The sequence below is a fragment of the Halorubrum xinjiangense genome (assembly GCF_900102375.1).
Lineage (GTDB): Archaea > Halobacteriota > Halobacteria > Halobacteriales > Haloferacaceae > Halorubrum > Halorubrum xinjiangense.
In genome coordinates, this window is sequence record NZ_FNBO01000001.1 from 476,692 (window position 1) to 495,320 (window position 18,629).

17 protein-coding genes and 1 tRNA gene are annotated in these 18,629 nt (G+C 71.7%); 7 read left to right on the forward strand and 11 right to left on the reverse strand.

What is annotated here, in order from left to right:
• The first annotated feature begins 212 nt into the window (after window positions 1–212).
• The 4 genes from F3H13_RS02345 to F3H13_RS02360 all read left to right on the forward strand — a co-directional run bounded on the left by F3H13_RS02345 (window position 213) and on the right by F3H13_RS02360 (window position 5,218).
• Entirely contained in the window at window positions 213–1,742 is a 1,530-nt protein-coding gene (locus F3H13_RS02345; RefSeq protein WP_149797440.1) for a glycerate kinase type-2 family protein, read from the forward strand.
• 20 nt (window positions 1,743–1,762) lie between these two features.
• The gene (locus tag F3H13_RS02350; protein WP_149797546.1) at window positions 1,763–2,821 is read left to right on the forward strand and encodes an ornithine cyclodeaminase family protein; all 1,059 of its coding nucleotides are present in this window, start codon (window positions 1,763–1,765) and stop codon (window positions 2,819–2,821) included.
• An 80-nt stretch (window positions 2,822–2,901) separates the two neighbouring features.
• Entirely contained in the window at window positions 2,902–3,402 is a 501-nt protein-coding gene (locus F3H13_RS02355) for a dihydrofolate reductase (protein WP_149797441.1), read from the forward strand.
• A 142-nt stretch (window positions 3,403–3,544) separates the two neighbouring features.
• Window positions 3,545–5,218, forward strand: coding sequence for a histidine kinase N-terminal 7TM domain-containing protein (locus F3H13_RS02360; protein ID WP_149797442.1), 1,674 nt, complete (start codon window positions 3,545–3,547; stop codon window positions 5,216–5,218).
• Between the two features lie 86 nt (window positions 5,219–5,304).
• On the opposite strand, the gene F3H13_RS02365 is transcribed toward F3H13_RS02360, so the two are convergent.
• The 6 genes from F3H13_RS02365 to gatB all read right to left on the reverse strand — a co-directional run bounded on the left by F3H13_RS02365 (window position 5,305) and on the right by gatB (window position 11,822).
• Window positions 5,305–7,812 carry an extracellular solute-binding protein gene (locus F3H13_RS02365; protein WP_149797443.1) on the reverse strand — a complete coding sequence of 836 codons (2,508 nt, stop codon included), beginning with the start codon at window positions 7,810–7,812 and terminating at the stop codon, window positions 5,305–5,307.
• A 73-nt stretch (window positions 7,813–7,885) separates the two neighbouring features.
• Window positions 7,886–8,677, reverse strand: a complete 792-nt coding sequence (locus F3H13_RS02370) for a 23S rRNA (uridine(2552)-2'-O)-methyltransferase (RefSeq protein ID WP_149797444.1) — start codon at window positions 8,675–8,677, stop codon at window positions 7,886–7,888.
• A 78-nt stretch (window positions 8,678–8,755) separates the two neighbouring features.
• Complete coding sequence (locus F3H13_RS02375; protein WP_149797445.1) at window positions 8,756–9,205, reverse strand: GNAT family N-acetyltransferase; 450 nt, start codon at window positions 9,203–9,205, stop codon at window positions 8,756–8,758.
• Window positions 9,202–9,420 carry a ubiquitin-like small modifier protein SAMP2 gene (gene samp2, locus F3H13_RS02380; RefSeq protein WP_149797446.1) on the reverse strand — a complete coding sequence of 73 codons (219 nt, stop codon included), beginning with the start codon at window positions 9,418–9,420 and terminating at the stop codon, window positions 9,202–9,204. Before samp2 ends, F3H13_RS02375 begins: the two co-directional genes overlap by 4 nt.
• A gap of 53 nt (window positions 9,421–9,473) precedes the next feature.
• Entirely contained in the window at window positions 9,474–9,788 is a 315-nt protein-coding gene (locus F3H13_RS02385) for a hypothetical protein (protein ID WP_149797447.1), read from the reverse strand.
• A 546-nt stretch (window positions 9,789–10,334) separates the two neighbouring features.
• The gene (gene gatB / locus F3H13_RS02390; RefSeq protein ID WP_149797448.1) at window positions 10,335–11,822 is read right to left on the reverse strand and encodes an Asp-tRNA(Asn)/Glu-tRNA(Gln) amidotransferase subunit GatB; all 1,488 of its coding nucleotides are present in this window, start codon (window positions 11,820–11,822) and stop codon (window positions 10,335–10,337) included.
• 166 nt (window positions 11,823–11,988) lie between these two features.
• Here gatB and pyrE point away from each other — a divergent pair, with 166 nt between their 5' ends.
• Window positions 11,989–12,537, forward strand: coding sequence for an orotate phosphoribosyltransferase (gene pyrE, locus F3H13_RS02395; RefSeq protein WP_149797449.1), 549 nt, complete (start codon window positions 11,989–11,991; stop codon window positions 12,535–12,537).
• A gap of 26 nt (window positions 12,538–12,563) precedes the next feature.
• Here pyrE and F3H13_RS02400 read toward each other — a convergent pair whose 3' ends face one another.
• On the reverse strand, window positions 12,564–13,526 hold the full coding sequence (locus tag F3H13_RS02400) for an AAA family ATPase (protein WP_149797450.1): 963 nt from the start codon (window positions 13,524–13,526) through the stop codon (window positions 12,564–12,566).
• Between the two features lie 104 nt (window positions 13,527–13,630).
• Between F3H13_RS02400 and F3H13_RS02405 the strand changes: the two genes are divergently transcribed.
• Window positions 13,631–13,715: transfer RNA gene (locus F3H13_RS02405), tRNA-Ser, on the forward strand.
• Between the two features lie 54 nt (window positions 13,716–13,769).
• Here F3H13_RS02405 and F3H13_RS02410 read toward each other — a convergent pair.
• Genes F3H13_RS02410 through F3H13_RS02420 form a run of 3 tightly spaced genes read right to left on the reverse strand, consistent with a single transcriptional unit; the run spans window position 13,770 to window position 17,049 of the window.
• On the reverse strand, window positions 13,770–14,393 hold the full coding sequence (locus F3H13_RS02410) for a diacylglycerol/polyprenol kinase family protein (protein WP_149797451.1): 624 nt from the start codon (window positions 14,391–14,393) through the stop codon (window positions 13,770–13,772).
• A gap of 4 nt (window positions 14,394–14,397) precedes the next feature.
• Window positions 14,398–16,200, reverse strand: a complete 1,803-nt coding sequence (gene glyS / locus F3H13_RS02415; protein WP_149797452.1) for a glycine--tRNA ligase — start codon at window positions 16,198–16,200, stop codon at window positions 14,398–14,400.
• Window positions 16,201–17,049, reverse strand: coding sequence for a CBS domain-containing protein (locus tag F3H13_RS02420; RefSeq protein WP_149797453.1), 849 nt, complete (start codon window positions 17,047–17,049; stop codon window positions 16,201–16,203).
• Between the two features lie 346 nt (window positions 17,050–17,395).
• Here F3H13_RS02420 and F3H13_RS02425 point away from each other — a divergent pair, with 346 nt between their 5' ends.
• A complete protein-coding gene (locus F3H13_RS02425) occupies window positions 17,396–17,617 on the forward strand; it encodes a DUF7556 family protein (RefSeq protein WP_149797454.1) in 222 nt (73 codons plus the stop codon).
• Window positions 17,618–17,705: 88 nt separating this feature from the next.
• Here F3H13_RS02425 and F3H13_RS02430 read toward each other — a convergent pair whose 3' ends face one another.
• Window positions 17,706–18,602, reverse strand: a complete 897-nt coding sequence (locus F3H13_RS02430) for a ketopantoate reductase family protein (protein ID WP_149797455.1) — start codon at window positions 18,600–18,602, stop codon at window positions 17,706–17,708.
• Window positions 18,603–18,629: the final 27 nt, after the last annotated feature.

Here is an 18,629-nt window from a genome sequence, read left to right on the forward strand (position 1 = left end):
GCGGCTGGGGCTTTGGAGGTGTTCGCCATCGATCCGCTCTCAGATGTTTATAAACGAGCGGCTGGGGCTTTGGAGGTGTTTGTCGCGGTTTCGACAGCGCGGGTTCGCAATTGTATTTCAACGACGCGAATCGGTCGAACGCGCACCCATTCCGTGGGCGGCAGAATACTCTTGAGCCGCCGGGACGCATCCCGACCGAGGCGACCGAAGCAATGTCCGATCAGTCCGCCGACTTCGCCGTGACCGTCGCCGACCGCGAGCGACACGCGAGCGACCCGGCCCGCGAACTCGCGCTCGACTGCGTCACCGCGGGCATCGAGGCCGCGCATCCGGAGCGAATCGTCGCGGAGGCGCTCTCTCTCGACGGCGATCGACTCACGGTCACCGCCGTCGACGACACCTCGATCACCTACGACCTCGCCGCGTACGACCGCGTGCTGGTCGGCGGCGCGGGCAACGCGGCGGGCCACTTCGCGGCCGCGGTCGAGGAACTCCTCGGCGACCGGATCGACGGCGGCGCGGTCGTCACTGACGATCCCGTCGAAACCGAACGAATCGCGGTCCTGCCCGGCGACCACCCGACCCCGAGCGAGGCGGGTGTCGAGAGCGCCCGGCGGGTACGAGGGCTCGCAGCCGACGCGGGCGAGTCCGACCTCGTGCTCGGCCTGATCACCGGCGGCGGGAGCGCGCTGCTGGCCGCCCCAGCGAACGAAATCGGTCTCGACGACATCCGCGAGACGACCGCGGCGCTGCTGGCGAGCGGCGCGACCATCTCGGAGTTCAACGCGGTCCGCAAACACCTCTCGGCGGTGAAGGGCGGGCAGCTGGCGCGGGCGGCCGCCCCCGCCGACGTCCTCGGCCTCGCGGTCAGCGACGTGACCGGCGACGACCCGGCCGTGATCGCGAGCGGCCCGCTCTCGCCCGACCCGACGACCTACGCGGACGCGCTCGCGGTCCTCGACCGGTACGCGGTCGACGCGCCCGCAGCCGTGACCGACCGGCTCGAACGCGGCGCCGCGGGCGAACTCGCGGAGACGCCGACGCCGGGCGAATCCGCGTTCGAAGGGGTCGACTTTCGGGTCGTCGCGAGCGCGCGCACGGCCCTGAACGCGGCCCGCGAGGTCGCCGCGGCGCGGGGGTACGAGCCGCTCGTGCTCTCCTCGCGGGTGCGCGGCGAGGCGCGGGAGGCGGCGAAGACCCACGCGGCGGTCGCCGAGGAGTGCCGCACGGCCGGGGAGCCGGTCGAACCGCCCGCGGTCGTCCTCTCGGCCGGCGAGGTGACGGTAACGCTCGGGGAAGATCCCGGCAAAGGCGGCCCGAATCAGGAGTTCGCGCTGTCGGCCGCGCTCGAACTCGTCGCCGGAGGCGGCGCCGGGGGAGCGAGCGGCGCCGAGACAGGCGAGGCGACGGCTAGCGACGAGGCCGCGGTCGCCGTCGCGAGCGTCGACACCGACGGGATCGACGGCGCCACGGACGCGGCGGGGGCGCTGGTCGACGACCGCCTCGTCGGGGGCGGCCCCGAGAGTCCGCTGGACCGCGAGGCGGCCGCGGACGCGCTCGACGCCCACGACGCGTATCCGGTCCTCGACGAGGCGGGCGCGCTGCTCCGGACCGGACCGACCGGGACGAACGTCAATGACCTGCGCGCGATTGTGGTCGCGGAGCGCGACGCGGTCGCCCCCTCCGGCGAGGATGGCGCGGGTTCGAAGGCCCCCGACGCGAGTTCGGAAGAGACTAAGTGACGACCGGCAAATTCTGCGACATGCAGACGCTGCTCCTCAACGCGGACGACGTCGACGAGAACGCCGAGATGGACCGCGTGATCGACGCGGTCCGCGGCGCGTTCACGGCCTACGAGCGCGGCGACGCGAAGATGCCCGCGAAGTCGTACATCGACCTCCCCGAGTACAACGGCGACTTCCGGTCGATGCCGGCCTACCTCGACGTGCGCGAGGAGGACGTCGCCGAGGAGACCGCGACCGGCGACGGCTGGGACGCCGCCGGGATCAAGTGGGTCAACGTCCACACCGACAACCCCGGCGACCACGACCTCCCGACGGTGATGGGGACGATGATCTACTCGGACCCGGAGACGGCGTTCCCGCTGGCGGTCCTCGACGGGACGACGCTGACGATGAAACGCACCGGCGCGGCCGCCGCGGTCGCCACGGACCACCTCGCCGTCCCCGACGCGACCTCGCTGGGGATCGTCGGCGCGGGCGTCCAGTCGTACACGCAGCTGGAGGCGATCGCCGCGGTGCGTGACATCGAGGAGGTCGTGATCAGCGACCTCGACGAGGAGCGGGTCGCCGACTTCGTCGACCAGTTCGAGGACCGGTTCGACGTGCGCGCGGGCTCGATTTCGGAGGCCGGCCACTGCGACGTCCTCTCGACGGTGACGCCGGTCGAGACCCCGATCGTCGGGCCCGAGGACGTGGGCGACCACACGCATATCAACGCGATGGGCGCGGACGCGGCGGGCAAACACGAGCTCGCGGACGACCTCCTCGTCGACGCCACGGTCGTCATCGACGACCACGAGCAGTGCACCCACTCCGGCGAGATCAACGTCCCCTACGCCGCGGGGACGCTCACCGACGACGACATCTACGGCGAGATCGGCGAGATCGTCGTCGGCCGCCGCGCCGGCCGCCCCGGCACGCCGGGCACGCCCGCCGACGCCGACGGCGTGAGCGGCGTCAGCGTCTTCGACTCCACCGGCCTCGCGATCCAGGACGTGGCGGCCGCGCGCGTCGTCTACGAGCGCGCCGACGAGCTGGACAACGGCTACCCGTTCGACCTGCTCGGCCTCGACGGCTGAGTCCGGTCGACCTGTCCAACCCCGCCGGCGAGGGTGGAGCCGACGCGCGGATTTTTCACCGACGACCCCGTACTCGGGGCGTGAAACTCGTCAGCGTCGCCGCCGTGGCGGAGAACCGCGTGATCGGGAACGACGGGGAGGTGCCGTGGCCCCACATCGAGGCGGACGTCAGGCAGTACCGCGAGCGCGTCGCGGGCTCGCCGGTAATCTTGGGCCGCCGCACGTTCGACTCGATGCGCGACGACCTCCCGGGGAGCCGCCAGATCGTCGTGAGTCGGAGCGTCGACGCCGTCGACGTCCCGACCGCGACGGTCGCGAACGGCGACGACGAGACGATCGAACTGGCCCGCGAGGCCGCCGACGAGGTCGGGGTCGACACGGTCTACGTCCTCGGAGGCGGCGGGATCTACGAGCTGTTCCAGCCGCGCCTCGACGGGATGGTCCTCAGCCACGTCGACGGCGCCTACGAGGGCGACACGCGCTACCCCGAGTGGGACCAAAGCGAGTGGGCGATCGCGGACGAGACGGCGTACGACCGGTTCACGCTGCGCGAATGGGTCAGGCGCGACGGGGCGAGCTAACGCTCTCGGTCTCCTCCTCGCCGGTCGTCGGATCCGGTACGTGTCGGCTAGAATACAAGAGTTCGAGGTGTTTCGGTCCGCGCTCAGTACCCGAGTTAGGCGACCGTATTAAGTCGTTCCTGTCCGTCATCTATGTCATCCGATGGTGGTGGCGTGGTGGCTCGTCGGTCTGTTCGCGCTCTCGGGAGCCGCCTGTTTCGCGGCCGCGTTCCGCGGGTCCCGCCTGCGGAACGGCGACGCCAGACGGGGGCTTCGTTCGCTGCTGGTCCTCGTCGGCGTCTGGGCGTTCCTCCAGGCGGGCGTCCTGCTCGCCGGCGAGGAGCCGACCGCTGTCGCGCTGTACACCCTCGCGCTGACCGTCGGCTTCGCCACGCCGTTCGCGTGGCTCTACTTCGCCTCCGCGTACGCCGGTCGGGACTACCACCGCCGAACGCGGTATCGGCTGGCCGCCGTCGCCCTCTACGTCGCCGTCGTGGGGCTGAAGCTCACGAACCGGGTCCACGGGCGGTACTTCGACGCGACGCTCCGGACGGAGCCGGCCCGACGCCTCGTCGTCGAGGAGGGGGCGCTGTACTGGGGGTCGCTCGCGCTGGCGTACGTGCTGTCGGCGGCCGGTTTCTACCTGCTGTACCGGCTGTTCCACCGTTCGGACCGGTTCTCGTGGGCGCTGGTGGGACTGTTCGCGGCGACCGGAGCGGCGGTCGTCCCGAACGTCGTGGCGTCGGTCGCGCCGAGCGCGCTCCCGCAGCTGAGCTACGAGCCGCTCGGCGTCGCCGTCTTCGCGGTCGGGGTCGTCTACCTGGTCGAGGACACCTTCCTCGCGGTCGAGGAGACGGCGACACGCTCGTTCGTCGAACGCACCGCGGGCGCCGTCCTCATCCTGGACACCGACGGACGGCTCCGGGACCACAACGAGCGGGCCGCGGAGCTGTTCCCCGCCGTCGCCGACGGCGAGGAACAGATCGGGAATATCTCGCCGGCCATCGCGGACGAGTACCGGAAGGAACGGCCCGCGCTCGTCGACGTCGGGGACGCCGCGGAGGAGAGGCGGACCTACTGCGTCACGAGCGAGCCGCTCGCCGTCGGCGGCGCGGAGTTCGGGTGGGCGCTGCTCGTCCAGAACGTGACGGCCATCGAGCGCCAGCGCGAGCAGCTCGAACGCTACGAGGAGCAGCTGGGAGACATGGCGGGCGCGATCGCCCACGAGCTGCGGAACTCCGTCGCCATCGCCGACGGCCACCTCGCGGAGGCGGCGGACCGGCTCGACGACGGCGACGGGGACGCCGCGGCCGAGTCCGTCGCGGTGGCCCGGAGTCGGGTCGGCCGGATCGGCGACGTCGTCGAGGACCTCCACACCCTGGCGCGGTACGCACGCGACGACGGCGAGCGGTCGTTCGTCGACTTCGAAACGGTCGCGACCGGCGCCGCGACCGCGACCGACGCCGACCTCGACGTGGCGGTCGAGGGAGAAGGGCGGATACTCGCGGCGCCGACCCGACTCAAACAGCTGTTCAAGAACGCGTTCGAGTTCGCGGCGTTCAACGGCGCGACGGCCGTGACCGTGACGCTGACCGGCGACGGGTTCGCGGTCGCGGGCGACGGGCGGTTCACGTGGAACGACGGGGGATCGCTGCTCTTCGAGTACGAGAGCGCCGAGCCGAGCGCCGAGGCGGGGATGTCGCTCCCGAACGTCCGAGCGCTCGCTCGGGTAGAGGGGTGGACCGTCGAGCCCGATCCGACGCGGACGAACGGCGTCGGGTACCGGGTCACCGGTGCGAGGGTGGATCGGAGCGCCGGCGATCGGGAGGACGAGTGACGGCGGTCGGTCCCGCGGGCCGGCTCGGGCGAGGCGGCGATCGCCTGCCGGGCGAGACGGGCGCTCCCGCCGGTCCGCGCGGCGCCTCAGTCGTCGGCCGCCCGCTCTTCGGTGTACGCTCGCAGCTGGATCGACGCGCTGTCGGCGAGCCGGTCGACCGCGGACTCGACGCCGCGTTCGCGGGCGTCGACGGAGGCCTGGGCGACGAGCGTCCGGACCGTGTCGAACGGGCCGATCCGAGCGCCGGTCGTGGCGACGCCGCCCTCGGCGTCGAGCAGCTGCTCGATCGCGGTGCGGTAGCCGGGGTTCTCGTCGAACCACCCGTTGCGGTCGAGCCGGTCGACCGCGCCCTCGTGGACCGGGAAGTAGCCGGTCTCGCGGTGCCAGCGCGCCTGCCGCTCCGGCGCCGCGAGCCAGCCGAGGAACGCCGCGGCGGCGCGCTGTTCGGCCGATGACGCGCCGTCCGCGACCCACAGCGACCCGCCGACGACGACGACGCCGTGCCGCTCGTCCGCGACCGGGAAGTAGCCGACGCCGACCGGGAAGGCGGCGCCCTCCCGGACGTCGACCATCGCGGAGGTGGAGCCGATCAGCATCCCGGCGCGCCCCTCGTGGAACGCCTCGCGGGCCTGCCCGCGGGCCTCGATGCCGGGGTCGTGGTAGAGGCCGTCGGCCGCCATGTCGGCGATCCAGCGGTAGACGCGCTCGCCGACCGGCCCGTCGAACCGGCTCTCGGTCGGCGTGCCGCCCCGCCCGTTGTCGGCGTCGACGAGCGGCTCACCCGCCTCGGCGAACCACTGCTCAACGAACCACGAGTACGTCGCGAACGTGATCCCAGTCTCGGTCGCGCCGCTCTCGACGAGCCGCTCGGCGCAGCAGCGGACCTCGTCGAACGTCTCGGGCGGATCGTCCGGGTCCAGCCCGGCGCGCTCGAACGCCGCGCGGTCGTAGTACAGCACGGGCGTCGACGCGTTGAACGGCATCGAGTGGAGGACCCCATCGGTCCGGTAGTAGTTGGCGACGGGGTCGAGCAGGTCGTCGGGCGAGAACCCGGCGGCCGGACCGTTTGCGGCGTCGACGCCGACCCCGCCGGAGCCTCCCGCGTCGAGGAGTCGCTCGACCGGGGTGAACGCCCCGCTGTCGAGCGCGCGCTGGGTGCCGATCTCGTAGAGGTGCGCGATCGCCGGCGGGTCGCCCCGCTCCGCCGCCGCGAGCGTCGCATCGAACACGCCCCGGTAGCTCCCCTTCGAGGAGGGCCGAACGGCGATCCCGTCGGTCTCGGCGGCGAACTCGGCGGCGAACTCGTCGAGGAGCCGCGCCTTGCGGCCGCCGAAGGCGTGCCAGAAGTCGAGGACGACCGCGTCGTCGGCCGCGGTGCCGTCCGCGTCGTAGGCGTCGAGCGCGTCGTCCAAGGTGCCGGTCCGGTCGGAGAGCGTCGCGGCCCCGGCCGCCACCTCTGCCAGCGTCGTCTTCTGCGCGTGCGCGACCGAGGTGGCGTCGCCCGCGTCCGCGGCCGTCTCCTCGGCGAGGTCGCCGACCGACTCGACAGCGTCGACCACCGCCTCGATCGAGGTCGCCTGGTCGTCGGTCGCGTCGCGGATCTCCTCGACGCCGCTCGTCGTCTCCTCGACGTCGGCGGCGAGGTCGGTGAACGCCTCCAGCGCCGCCTCGGCGGTGGTTATCCCCTCGTCGGCGCGCTCGCGCATCTCGGCCATCTCGTCGACGGTCGCGTCCGTCTCCGCGCGCACCGACCGGATCGACGACTCGATCTCGCTGGTCGCGTCCCGCGCCTCCTCCGCGAGGCCCTTGACCTCCTCGGCGACCACCTCGAAGCCGGCACCGGCCTCGCCCGCGCGGGCGGCCTCGATCGAGGCGTTGAGCGCGAGGATGTTCGTCTCGTCGGCGATGTCCTGGATCAGGTCGGTGACGTCCTCGATCGCCGCGACCTCCGATTCGAGGGTCTCGACGCGGTCGAGGGCCTCCTCGGTCCGCTCGTCGACGACGCGGAGCTCCTCGATGGCGGCGGCCGCGGCGTCGGTCCCCTCGTCGGTCCGCTCGGCGACGCCGGCGGCGGTCTCGGCCACCTCGTCCGCGGAGGCGGCGACCTCCTCTGTGGCGGCCGAGACGGTCTGGAGCTCGCTCGTCGCGGCCGCGATGTCGTCGCGCTGGCGGGTCGCGGCCGCCTCGATGTCGTCGACCGCGGCGTACACCTCGTCGCTCTGGTCTTTCGCCCGGTCGACGTTCGACCGGACGTACTCGGTCGCGCCCGCGACCTCGTCGCCGAAGCCGTCGACGGCGGACACGGTCTCGGCGACCCCGTCGACGAACTCGTTGAGCGTCGCCGCCAGCGCCGCCGCCTCGCCGTCGGGCTCCTCGGCCGGAAACCGCGCCCCGAGGTCGCCGTCGGCGAGCCGGTCCGCGACCTCGCGGAACGCGGAGACCGGAACATCGCCCCCGGCGGCGGTCCGGGGGGCCGTCGTCTCCTCGGACGCGACACCGCCGTCCGTGGTCGCGTCGGCGTCGGTCGTCGCCGTCGAGCCGTCCCCCTCGGCGGAACCGCTCTCGGATTCGGAGCGTGCGTCCTCGCTGTTCATTTGTCGTCACTGTCCGACCGGAGTATATAAGAGACAGAGTCGAATTATCTCGGCTGATAGCGACCGCGACCGCTCAGTTCGACGGGGTCGACTCGCCGCCGTCGACCGCCTCCGCGAAGCCGAACCGCGGCTTGACGTCGGTGACCTCGACCGCGAGCGTCTCGCCGACATCGCCGTCGACGAACAGCGTGTATCCCTCGACGTAGGCGATGCCGTCCCCCTCGTCGCCCTCCTCCTCGATCGTCACCTCGATCCGGTCGCCCTCGGCGACGGGCGAGGTCGTGTACCCCTTCGCGACGAGGTACACCTCCGAAGAGGAGTCCCGCGAGGCGGGCGGAGAGACGGTCCGGACGTACTGGAAGGACGCGGCGACGTCGTCGCGGAAGGCGTCGAGGTCCTCGCCCTGGAACACCTTCACGACGAAGTCGCCGCCGGGCGCGAGTAGCTCCTCGGCGGTGTCGAGCGCCTGCCGCGCGAGGTGGACCGACCGCGCGTGATCGAGGTGGTACTCGCCGGTCATGTTCGGCGCCATGTCGCTGACGACGACGTCCGCGCCGCCCTCGCCGACCGCCTCCCGCAGATAGTGGCGAGTGCGCTCCTCGGTCATGTCACCGCGGAGCGTCTCGACGTCGTGGTCGTCGAACTCGTCGATGCGCTGGAGGTCGACGCCGACGACGGTGCCGCCCTCGCCGACCTCTTCGGCGGCGACTTGGAGCCACCCGCCGGGCGCGGCGCCGAGGTCGACCACGGTGTCGCCGGGGCCGAGGAGGGCCGCCTCCTCGTCGAGCTGTTTCAGCTTGTAGGCGGACCGGGCGCGGTACCCCTGCTGTTTGGATCGGTTGTAGTAGTCGTCTTTCCCACTCATTGGCGGCTCGTAGGCCGGCCGGCCGTTTATCGGCGTCGTTCGCCGGAAGCGGTCGCGCGTCAGGGGCCGCGAGGGGAGCTACGCCGATCGCCGGCCGACGCGTCGCCCCTCGTCTGCGCCCTCGATATCGACCGAAAACCCCAACGCCTCGTAGAACGCGGTCAGCTCGGCGTCGAACCGGGCGGAGACGGTCTCGACCGCGGGGTCCGACTCGCCCCGATCGACCGCGGCCGCGACGAGCGCGGAGCCGATACCCCGGCCGCGACGCGTCCGCCTGACCGCGACGGCGTCGACGTGGAGCCGGTCCGGGTCGGGTCGCACAGCGACCAGCGCGCCGACGACGCCCCCGGTCCGCGTCGACCGCGCGACGAGAACGTCCTCGACTGCGATCCGGTCGCCGACGGCCTCCGCGTCGGTCTCCAGCATCGCGGCGTCGAGGATTCGCAGGGCGTCGAGGCGGTCGTCGGGCGTCGCGGGCTCAATGGTCACGTCCGCGAGCGGATCGGAGAGGTCGCGCTCTCCCGTCACGCGCTGCCGTCCGTCGCACCGCCTTTTATTAATCGGAGGACTCGCACCTCCGCCGCGTCGACGACGCGGTCGCCGGGGACAGGCGAGCCGTCGACCAGCGCCGACGCCTCCTGCGGGTGGTAGCCCGCGGCGCGGATCAGGTCGTCGTACGTCGCGTCGGCGGCGAGGCTGTGCTCTTCGGTCCCCTCGCCGACGACCTCGACGGTCACGTCCATGCGCGTCGTATCGGGCGCGGGGGCGTGAATCGTACGGTTTCGGCGCGCTCGGCTCAGTCGCGGTCGGGCTCGCGGACGTTCCACTTCCAGAGGAACCACGCGACGGCGGCGGCGATCAGGATCGTCACCAGTAGGCCGGGGCGAGGGACCCCGCGGGTCCACGCGTCGACGACGAGGAGGCTCGTCGCGGCCGCGGCGACGACGAGGACCGCCGCCGCGTCGCGGGCGAGTTCCGCCTCGCGCTCGGGCGGGAGCCCGCCGTCGTAGCCGGCGATCAGGCCGACCTTCTCGCGACTCCGGATCGCCCACGCGAGCAGGAGACAGACGGCGATCGGGACGGCCGACAGGAGGGTTACAGCGAGGGCCATAGTGGAGGCACGTGGGGTGATCGGAATAAAAACAGCCGGTCGTTGACGTACGTGAATCGGAGTTGCGAAGTGGCTTTATAAATAATCGAGTGACCTCGCTGGCGGCTGTTTATAAACAGCGCCGACGCTGCGACGAGCACCGTCGAAGCTCCGGCCGCGGCCATATAAATCGGTGCTGACGGATCGACGGAGAACACCGCCAAAGCCCCAGCCGTGAGGGCGGCGCACGCTCGCTGCGCTCCTCGCTCGCGTTGCTCGCTGCGGTGCTTGCGTCGCCTGCGCCGCCCTCACGGCTGCCCCTTTGAGTCCCACCCCGCACAGCACCGCAGCCTCACACCTCCCCAGCCTCGTCGGTGGTCCTCCGCTTCGCTCCGGACCACCGACTCCCTCGCGCGCGCTCCTCGCGTCCTTCGGACGCTCGGAGGCACGCGCCACCGCATCGTTATTTATCAGCGATCTTCGCCACCGCTCACGAGTATTTAAATACCACATCGCGGCCACAGACCCGGTTCGCCCGGTCCCAGAACCGCTCAACGATCGACCGTCTCAGCCGTCCAACTCCTCGCGCAGCAGCCCGTTCACCTGTCCGGGGTCGGCGCTGCCGCCGGTCGCCTGCATCACCTGGCCGACGAGGAAGTTGATCGCGCCCTCGTCGCCGTCGTGGTAGTCGGCGACGGCGTCGGGGTTCTCGTCGATGGCGGCTTCGACGGCGGTCTCGACCTCGCCGCTCTCGGCCTTCCCGAGGCCCTCGCGTTCGATGACCGTCTCGGGGTCGTCGCCCTCGTCGAGCATCTCGCGGAGGACGACCTCCTCGGCGTTTTTCACCGTCAGCTCGTCGGCGGCGACCAGCTCGATCAGGCGCGTGAACTCGTCGAGTCGACCCTCGACGTCGGTTATCGCCATCTCGCGGTAGTTGAGCTCGCCGAGGAGGTTGTCGGCGACCCACGTCGCGGCGAGGTCGGGGTCGAACTCGCTGGCCACGTCCTCGAAGAAGTCCGCGACCGCCTTCGTGGAGGTGAGCTTGGAGGCCGCCTCGCGGTCGAGCCCGTACTCCTCGCGGAAGCGCTCGCGGCGGGCGTCTGGCAGCTCCGGGATCGCGATCTGCTCTTTCCAGTCGGCCACCTCCAGCGCGGGGAGGTCGCCCTCGCGGAAGTAGCGGTAGTCCTTCTCGGCCTCCTTCGAGCGCATCCCGACCGTGACGCCGCGGTCCTCGTCCCAGTGGCGGGTCTCCTGTTCGATCTCGCGGCCGCGCCGGAGGAAGTTCTCCTGACGGGTGACCTCGTAGGCGAGCGCCTGCTCGGCGCCCTTGTGACTGGAGATGTTCTTCACCTCCGCGCGGTTCACGTCCTCGAGGGCCTCCTCGGCGATCGTCCCGTCGTCGGCGACGTGCTCTGCGGGGACGAGGGAGACGTTGGCGTCGACGCGTAAGCTCCCGTCGCGGCCGGGGTCGAACACGCCGAGGTACTCTAAGACCTCCTCTAACTTCGCGAGGAACGCGCGCGTCTCGGCCGGCGAGCGGAAGTCCGGCTCCGTGACGATCTCCATCAGGGGCGTCCCGGCGCGGTTGTAGTTCACCAGCGTGTGGGTCGCGGACTCGATGGAGCCGCCGGCGTGCTGGAGGCTCCCGGGGTCCTCCTCGAGGTGCGCCCGGGTGATCCCGATGGTCCGCGGGTCGCCGTCGACGCGCACCTCGAGCTCCCCGGACTGGCAGATCGGCGCGTCGTACTGGGTGAGCTGGAAGTTCTTCGGGAGGTCGGGGTAGTAGTAGTTCTTCCGGTGGAACGTGGTCGTCTCGGGGATGTCGGCGTCGATCGCTTTCCCCACCTTCACCGCGGCCTCGACGGCGGCCTCGTTGAGGACGGGGAGCGCGCCCGGCAGCCCGAGGCAGGTCGGGCAGGTGCGCGTGTTCGGCGCCTCGTCCTCTTCGGCCTCCGTCGAGCAGCCGCAGAAGATCTTCGTGTCGGTCTCGAGCTGGACGTGGACCTCCAGCCCGATCACGACTGTCCGGTCCGCCGTCGCGGCCTGCGTGCTCATTACGGCTCTGTTGTGAGCGGGCCGCCTAAATCGTGTCGGGACGACGGCCGTCGCAGCGGGCGCCGGAGCGACGGATCCGCGGAGCCGATCCCGAAGGCCGCGGGGCACCGTCGGGGCGTCTCCTCGTTCCGACCCGTTTATTGTCGGCCGCGGCCCTCCTCCGCGTATGACCGACGACGACCGACGACGCGAGCTGATCGCGGCGCTCACCGCCGCCGACGCCGTCCGGTTCGGCGAGTTCGAGCTGTCGCACGGCGGCACGAGCGACTACTACGTCGACAAGTACCTCTTCGAGACCGACCCGGACGCGCTCCGGCTCGTGAGCGAGGCGTTCGCCGACCGCCTCGCGGACACAGATACGAAGCTGGCGGGCGTCGCGCTGGGCGCGGTCCCGCTGGTGGCCGTCACGGCCGCGGAGCTGGGCCGCCCGTACGTCATCGCGCGCAAGCAGGCGAAGGAGTACGGCACGGGCAACCGGATCGAAGGGCGCCTCGACGAGGGCGAAGCGGTCGTCGTGATCGAAGACATTGCCACGACCGGACAGTCCGCGGTCGACGCCGTCGAGGCGCTCCGCGAGGCGGGCGCGACGGTGGACCGCGTGCTGGTCGTCGTCGACCGCGAGGAGGGCGCGGCCGAGCTGCTCGCCGACCACGACATCGAACTGGAGTCGCTGCTCACGGCGACGGAGCTGCTGGCGGAGCGGGACGCCGAGTAGCTCACGGCTCCTTTTTTAAATCGGCCTCAGGCCTCCGGCGCGTCCACCGTCGGCACCGCGACCCGATCGAGCACGTCGGCGATCACGTCGCGCTCGTCGACGTCGTTGACGGCCGCGTCCGGCGTCAACACGAGCCGATGGGCGAGCGTCGGCTCCGCGACGCGCTTCACGTCGTCCGGCGTGACGAACTCGCGGCCGGCGATGACGGCCGCAGCGCGGGCCGTCTCGAAGAGCCGCTGGGTGCCGCGGGGGGAGACGCCGGCCTCGACGCGGCGGTCCTCGCGGGTCGCTCGCGCGAGCGATGCCGCGTAGCGCAGCAGGTCGTCGTCGACCCGGACCGACTCGGGGACCTCCCGCAGCGCCGCCACCGCGTCGGGGTCGAGGACGCGGTCGACCGTCGGCGACTGCTCGACGCGGCCGGCGCGCCGCCGGAGCAGCTCTAACTCCCCCGCCTCGTCGGGGTAGCCGATCGAGGTCTTGATCGTGAACCGGTCGAGTTGGGCTTCCGGGAGCGGGAAGGCCCCCTCGCTTTCGACTGGGTTCTGCGTCGCGATAACGTAGAACGGGCTCGGAAGTTCGTGGGTCTCGCCGTCGACGGTCACCTGTCCCTCCTCCATCGCCTCCAGCAGGGCGGCCTGCGTCTTCGGCGGCGCGCGGTTGATCTCGTCGGCGAGGACGACGTTCGCGAATATCGGGCCCGGGGAAAACGAGAAGGAGCCGTCGCGCTCGTCGAACACGTTGGTGCCGGTGACGTCGGCGGGCAGGAGGTCCGGGGTGAACTGGATCCGGGAGAACTCCAAGCCGAGCGCGGTCGCGAACGAGCGCGCCGAGAGGGTCTTGCCGGTGCCGGGCACGTCCTCTAAGAGGACGTGACCGCGGGCGAGGATGCCGAGCGTGACGCGGTCGAGGAACTCGCGGTCGGCGACGACCGCGCCGCCGACCTCGTCGACGACGCGGGCGCAGGCGTCGGCCGCTTCGGGGACGTCCATACCGCCCGCACGGGTGCCGGGCCGAAAAGCGTTGCCGGGATCGGAGACCGCGACGCAAACGCGATCGAAACGCATAACAGCGGAACCGGCCAACGTCGAATCGAGCCGAGGTAGCCTAGCCTGGCCAAGGCGGTAGATTCGAAATCTACTGTCCATTCGGACACCGGAGTTCAAATCTCCGCCTCGGCGCTTCTTTCAGTCCCGTTCGGCGAGCGGCGGCGCTGCCGTGCCCCTCAATCGTTCCTACCCGATCAGCGCCGCCGCGAGGAACATCCCGCTCGCGGCGGCCGGCGGGATGGTGAGGTTGTCGTCGACGGCGACGCCGCGGATCAGCGGCGGGAGCCCGTCGGCGATCGCCGCGGGGACCGCGCCCGCGAGCGCGACGATCACGCCGGGGTCGGGGCCGAACTCGGGGATCGCGTACGGGACGGCGATCCCGAAGCAGACGAACACCATCGCCGCCACCACGGAGAGCCGCTTCGGCTCCGTCGCGGCGTTCTCGCCGAGGCCGCCGCTGATCGGGTCCCCGACGGAGAGCATCCACATCGCGGGCACGGCGAACACCGGCGCGAAGCAGAGCGCGGTCACGGCCATGCCGATCTGATACAGCGCGTAGCCCGCGATCCCGTCGGCCTCGTAGTCGCGAACGAGCGCGTCGTACAGCGGGTCGAGCGGGCCCACCGAGCCGGAGAGCCGCAGCGCTTCGAGGGCGCCGGCGATCGCGACGCTGCCGATCAGCAGCCACCCGGTCGTCTCCCAAGAGATCCAGCCCAACAGGAACGGGACCGGGTAGAGGGTGCCGCTGGCGTGGACCAGGCGTCGCTCGAACTCCACGCGCTCGCGCCACGCCGCGGCCGGGAGCGTCACGCCCTCAGTTCCCCGCGGTCTCGACGTCGGTGTCGACGGCGTCGTATCGCTCGGCGACCGATGCGAACGGCTCGTCCCCGCGCAGCGCGGTCAGCTCTTCGGCCAGGTCCGCGACCGGGATCCGGACCTGCGCCGCGGAGTCGCGCTCGCGGAGCGTGACGGTGTCGGGACCGTCGCCCTCGATCCCGTCGCGGTCGACCGTGACGCAAAACGGCGTGCCGACCTCGTCCTGCCGGCGGTAGCGGCGCCCGATCGAGCCGGAGTCGTCGTACGCGACCGCCAGCCCCGCGGCACGGAGGTCGGCCGCGACCTCGTCGGCGAGCGCAGTGAGGCGGTCGTCGTTCGTCACCAGCGGGAAGACAGCGGCGTCCTGCGGCGCGACCTCGGGTTCGAGCGAGAGGTACGTCCGCGACTCGCCGTCGACCTCGTCCTCGCTGTAGGCGTGCGCCAGCAGCGTCTGAACGGTCCGGCCGACGCCGAACGACGGCTCGACGACGTGGGGCGTGATGTGCTCGCCGCTCTCGGTCACCTCCTCGATAGCGAAGTCCGCGACGTCGACGTCGACCGCGTGGCTCTCCGCGTCGTCGCCCTCGCCGACGGTGACCTCGACCGTCTCGCCGTCGAAGGCGTCCGGGTCGCGCTCGGCGAGGGTCTCGAGCGCCTCGGCGACCGCGGCGGCCTCGCCGCCGAACTCGGGCCCGAGGACGGACATGTCGGGGTCGACGGTCGCGCGCTCGACCGTCTTCGGCTCGTCGTAGCGTTTGAACACGGTGAACGCGTCGTCCCCGTACTCGTCGTGCTTCGAGAGGTCGTAGTCGGCGCGGTACGAGAAGCCCGCGATCTCGATCCAGTCGCCGTCGACCTCGCTCTCCGCGTCCCAGCAGTCGGCCGCGTAGTGGGCCCGCTCGCCAGCGAGGTGCTGACGGAACCGGAAACGGTCGGTGTCGACGCCGATCCGGTCGTACCACTCCTTCGCGACGCCGAGGTAGTAACCGACCCACGGGGAGCCGATGACCCCCTCGTCGACCGCCTCGCCGACCGTGGTCTCGACGTACTCGCCGTCGTCGGCCTCCTGCTCGGTCGCGGGGTACAGCCGAACCTCGACGTCGCGGACGCGGTCGAGCGGCGGTTCGTCTTCCTCGGGGTCGATGAACTGCTCTAACTCGGCCTGCGTGAACTCGCGGAGGCGGAGCAGCCCGCCGCGGGGCGAGATCTCGTTGCGGTAGGCGGGGCCGATCTGGGTGATCCCGAACGGGAGGTTCCCGCGGGCGTACTCCTTCAGCCGCGGGAACTCGACGAAGATCCCCTGGGCCGTCTCCGGCCGGAGGTAGCCCGGCTGGGCGTCGCCGGGGCCGATGTCGGTCGCGAACATGAGGTTGAACGCCTCGACCGGCTCGCCGGCCAGCATCGTGCCGCAGGCGGGGCAGGCGATCTCGTTGTCGGCGATGAGGTCCTCGACATCCTCGCCGGGGAGCGCCTCGGCGTCCTCGATGTCCGTGACGGCCTCGACGAGGTGGTCGGCGCGGTGGGACTCGCCGCACTCGGGGCACTCGACGAGCATGTCGTCGAACCCCTCCAGGTGGCCGGAGGCCTCGAAGACGGCCTCGGGCATCACCGTCGGCGCCTCGATCTCGCGGTTCCCCTCGCGGAGGGTGAACCGGTCGCGCCACGCGTCCTCGACGTTCCGCTTGAGGGCGGCCCCCTGCGGGCCGAACGTGTAGAAGCCGGCGGTGCCGCCGTACGCGCCATTCGAGCCGAAGAAGAACCCGCGGCGCTTCGCGAGTTCGGCGAGCGCGTCCGCCGCCATCTACAACCCCTCCAGCAGGTTGACGTCGCGGACGATCCCGTCTAAGTCCGTGCCCGAGACGAGCGGGACCTGCTCGATGTCGTTGCTGATGAGCTCCTGAGCGACCTCCTTGGCCGTCCGCGTGGCGTTGACCGTGATCAGGTCCGCGGTCATGAAGTGGCGGACCGCCTCCGCGGGGATCTCGACGTTCCGGGTCGGGAGGTAGCGCGCGCCGGTCGCTTTGATCCCCTCCCAGGACCACTCGGAGTCCTGCTCGGCGATCGAGTCGCCCGTGCTCGCCTCGCCCTCGACGACGCGGGCGACCTCGAGGATGTCGACCTCGGTGAGCATCCCGGCGACCGCGGCGTCGTCGTCGAGGACGACCGCGTACGGGACCCCGGAGAGGGCGATCTCGCGCTCGGCGACCGGCAGCGGCGTCTCGGTGTGGGTCGCGTTGACCTCGGGGGTCGCGAGCTCACCCACGCGCGTCTCGCCGTCGACCTCGCCGCGGGCGATGGCCCGCACCACGTCGGTGACGGTGAGAATGCCGACGAGCTCGTCGCCGTCGACGACGGGGAGCCGCCGCGACCCCTCCGCGGCCATCGTCCGGGCGGCGTCGACGATGTCGTCGTCGGCCCCCGCGGTCGGGACCTCGCGCATCAGCAGCGCGAGCTGGTCCTCGTCCGGCTGCTCGATCAGGTCGTCGCGCGTGACGAGCCCGCGGTACACTTCCTCGCCGTCGGCGTCTTTCACGACCGGGACGGACGAGAAGCCGTGCTCTTGGATGTACTCCAACACGTCGTTCCGGCTCCCGGGGATCTCGACGACGACGAGCTCCGAGCGGGGCGTCATGGCGTCTGCGACGTTCATGCCCGTCTTTCAGCGTGCCACCTCTTGTATACTGCGAAGGTGTGCGGAGGCGAAACACCGGGCGGCGACGGGCCCTCGGGGCGGCGGGCGGCCGGCGAGGTGAGGGCTGACGGGTCGACAAGCCGACGAGCCGGCGATCTGACGGGTCGACAGGTCGACGAGCCGGCGAGCCGACGGGTCGAGGGACCGTTGAGCCGATGAGAAACCCGACACGTTTCGGCGTATCGTCGTTTGAGCGGCGGTTTTTCGGGAGATACGTCGGCGACGAGTCCCGGAGATCTCCGATCCGACGGGAAACTTCGATCCGGTTCGCAACTCTTATACGTACTGTGAACTATTCACAACCATGTCACGGAGTTCCACTCCTTGGGACGAGCCGGACCCCGACCGCCGTCGGACGGCGCTGCCGACGAACCCGGCGCTCGACGCCGCCGACGCGCCGGACGTGATGGCGTCCATCGACTCCTCGTCGTCGCGGCCGGAGCTCGTCATCGCGGACGTCTCGCGGGAGGACGCGTGGGTGTCGGTCGACGAGACCGACGCGACCGTCCTCGAGGAGTGGTGTTGAGCCGCGCCCAGCGCCGACAATCCTGATCTCCTTTTTTCTGCCGTAGCGCCGCCGCATTCCCCCGTTCACCGGAGCCTGTGCGCCGCACTCACCGGAGCCCGCGCGCCGCCTCCCAGCCGCGGATCAGCGACGCGATCGTTCGACAGGTCGGCGTCGAGACCCCATGGCGGTCCGCCCGGTCGACGACCGCGCCGTAGACCGCATCGACCTCGGTGCGGCGCCCGTTCGCGACGTCCTCGTACATGGACGACCGGTTCGCGGCGGTGGCGGCGGCGACGCGCTCGACGGCGTCGACCGCGCGGTCCTCGGCGAGGTCGACGCCGACCGCTCGGGCGACGCGGGCCGTCTCGCGGGCGGCCTCGCAGGCGGCCTCGCTCGCGGGCCCGTCGAGCGTCGGCCCGTTCTCGGCCCGCGCGAGCGCCGACGGGCCGTTGATCCCGGCGTTGACCGCGAGCTTCTCGAAGCGGCGCGCCGGCATGTCCGCGGCCACCACCGTCTCGACGCCCGCCGCCTCGAAGGCGGCGCCGGCCCGCGCCGCCGCTGGGCTCGCGCCGCCGGAGAGCGGCCCGACGACGACCTCGCCGACGCCGGTACAGGTGACGCGGCCCGGCTCGGCGAACCGGGCGCCGTAGCTCGCGGTGCCGGCGAGGACCGTGGCGTCGAGCGCGGCGACCAGCCGCTCCTCCGTGAGCCCGTTCTGGAGCGAGCAGACTGCCCCGTACTCGCCGGTCGCGAGCGCCCGAGCGGCCGCGTCGGTGTCGTACGCCTTGGTCGTGACGAGCGCGAGGTCGGCGGTCCGGTGCGTCCCGTCGGTGAGCGCGCGCGGCGCGACGCGGACGTCGACCTCGCCGTCGATCCGGAGCCCGTCCTCGCGGATCGTCCGCATGTGCGGGTCGCGCCCGACGAGCGTCACGTCGTGCTCGCGCGCCAGCAGCCCGCCCACGAGGCTCCCGAGCGCGCCGGCGCCGTAGACGAGCACCTCCATACGCGGTCGGACGCGCCCCGACTGAAA

Excerpts from the sequence above, each read along its gene's own strand:
- F3H13_RS02345 (WP_149797440.1), top strand. The coding sequence starts at position 213 with ATGTCCGATCAGTCCGCCGACTTCGCCGTGACCGTCGCCGACCGCGAG.
- F3H13_RS02350 (WP_149797546.1), top strand. The coding sequence starts at position 1,763 with ATGCAGACGCTGCTCCTCAACGCGGACGACGTCGACGAGAACGCCGAG.
- F3H13_RS02360 (WP_149797442.1), top strand. The coding sequence starts at position 3,545 with ATGGTGGTGGCGTGGTGGCTCGTCGGTCTGTTCGCGCTCTCGGGAGCC.
- F3H13_RS02365 (WP_149797443.1), bottom strand. The coding sequence starts at position 7,812 with ATGAACAGCGAGGACGCACGCTCCGAATCCGAGAGCGGTTCCGCCGAG.
- F3H13_RS02370 (WP_149797444.1), bottom strand. The coding sequence starts at position 8,677 with ATGAGTGGGAAAGACGACTACTACAACCGATCCAAACAGCAGGGGTAC.
- samp2 (WP_149797446.1), bottom strand. The coding sequence starts at position 9,420 with ATGGACGTGACCGTCGAGGTCGTCGGCGAGGGGACCGAAGAGCACAGC.
- F3H13_RS02385 (WP_149797447.1), bottom strand. The coding sequence starts at position 9,788 with ATGGCCCTCGCTGTAACCCTCCTGTCGGCCGTCCCGATCGCCGTCTGT.
- gatB (WP_149797448.1), bottom strand. The coding sequence starts at position 11,822 with ATGAGCACGCAGGCCGCGACGGCGGACCGGACAGTCGTGATCGGGCTG.
- pyrE (WP_149797449.1), top strand. The coding sequence starts at position 11,989 with ATGACCGACGACGACCGACGACGCGAGCTGATCGCGGCGCTCACCGCC.
- F3H13_RS02400 (WP_149797450.1), bottom strand. The coding sequence starts at position 13,526 with ATGGACGTCCCCGAAGCGGCCGACGCCTGCGCCCGCGTCGTCGACGAG.
- glyS (WP_149797452.1), bottom strand. The coding sequence starts at position 16,200 with ATGGCGGCGGACGCGCTCGCCGAACTCGCGAAGCGCCGCGGGTTCTTC.
- F3H13_RS02420 (WP_149797453.1), bottom strand. The coding sequence starts at position 17,049 with ATGAACGTCGCAGACGCCATGACGCCCCGCTCGGAGCTCGTCGTCGTC.
- F3H13_RS02425 (WP_149797454.1), top strand. The coding sequence starts at position 17,396 with ATGTCACGGAGTTCCACTCCTTGGGACGAGCCGGACCCCGACCGCCGT.
- F3H13_RS02430 (WP_149797455.1), bottom strand. The coding sequence starts at position 18,602 with ATGGAGGTGCTCGTCTACGGCGCCGGCGCGCTCGGGAGCCTCGTGGGC.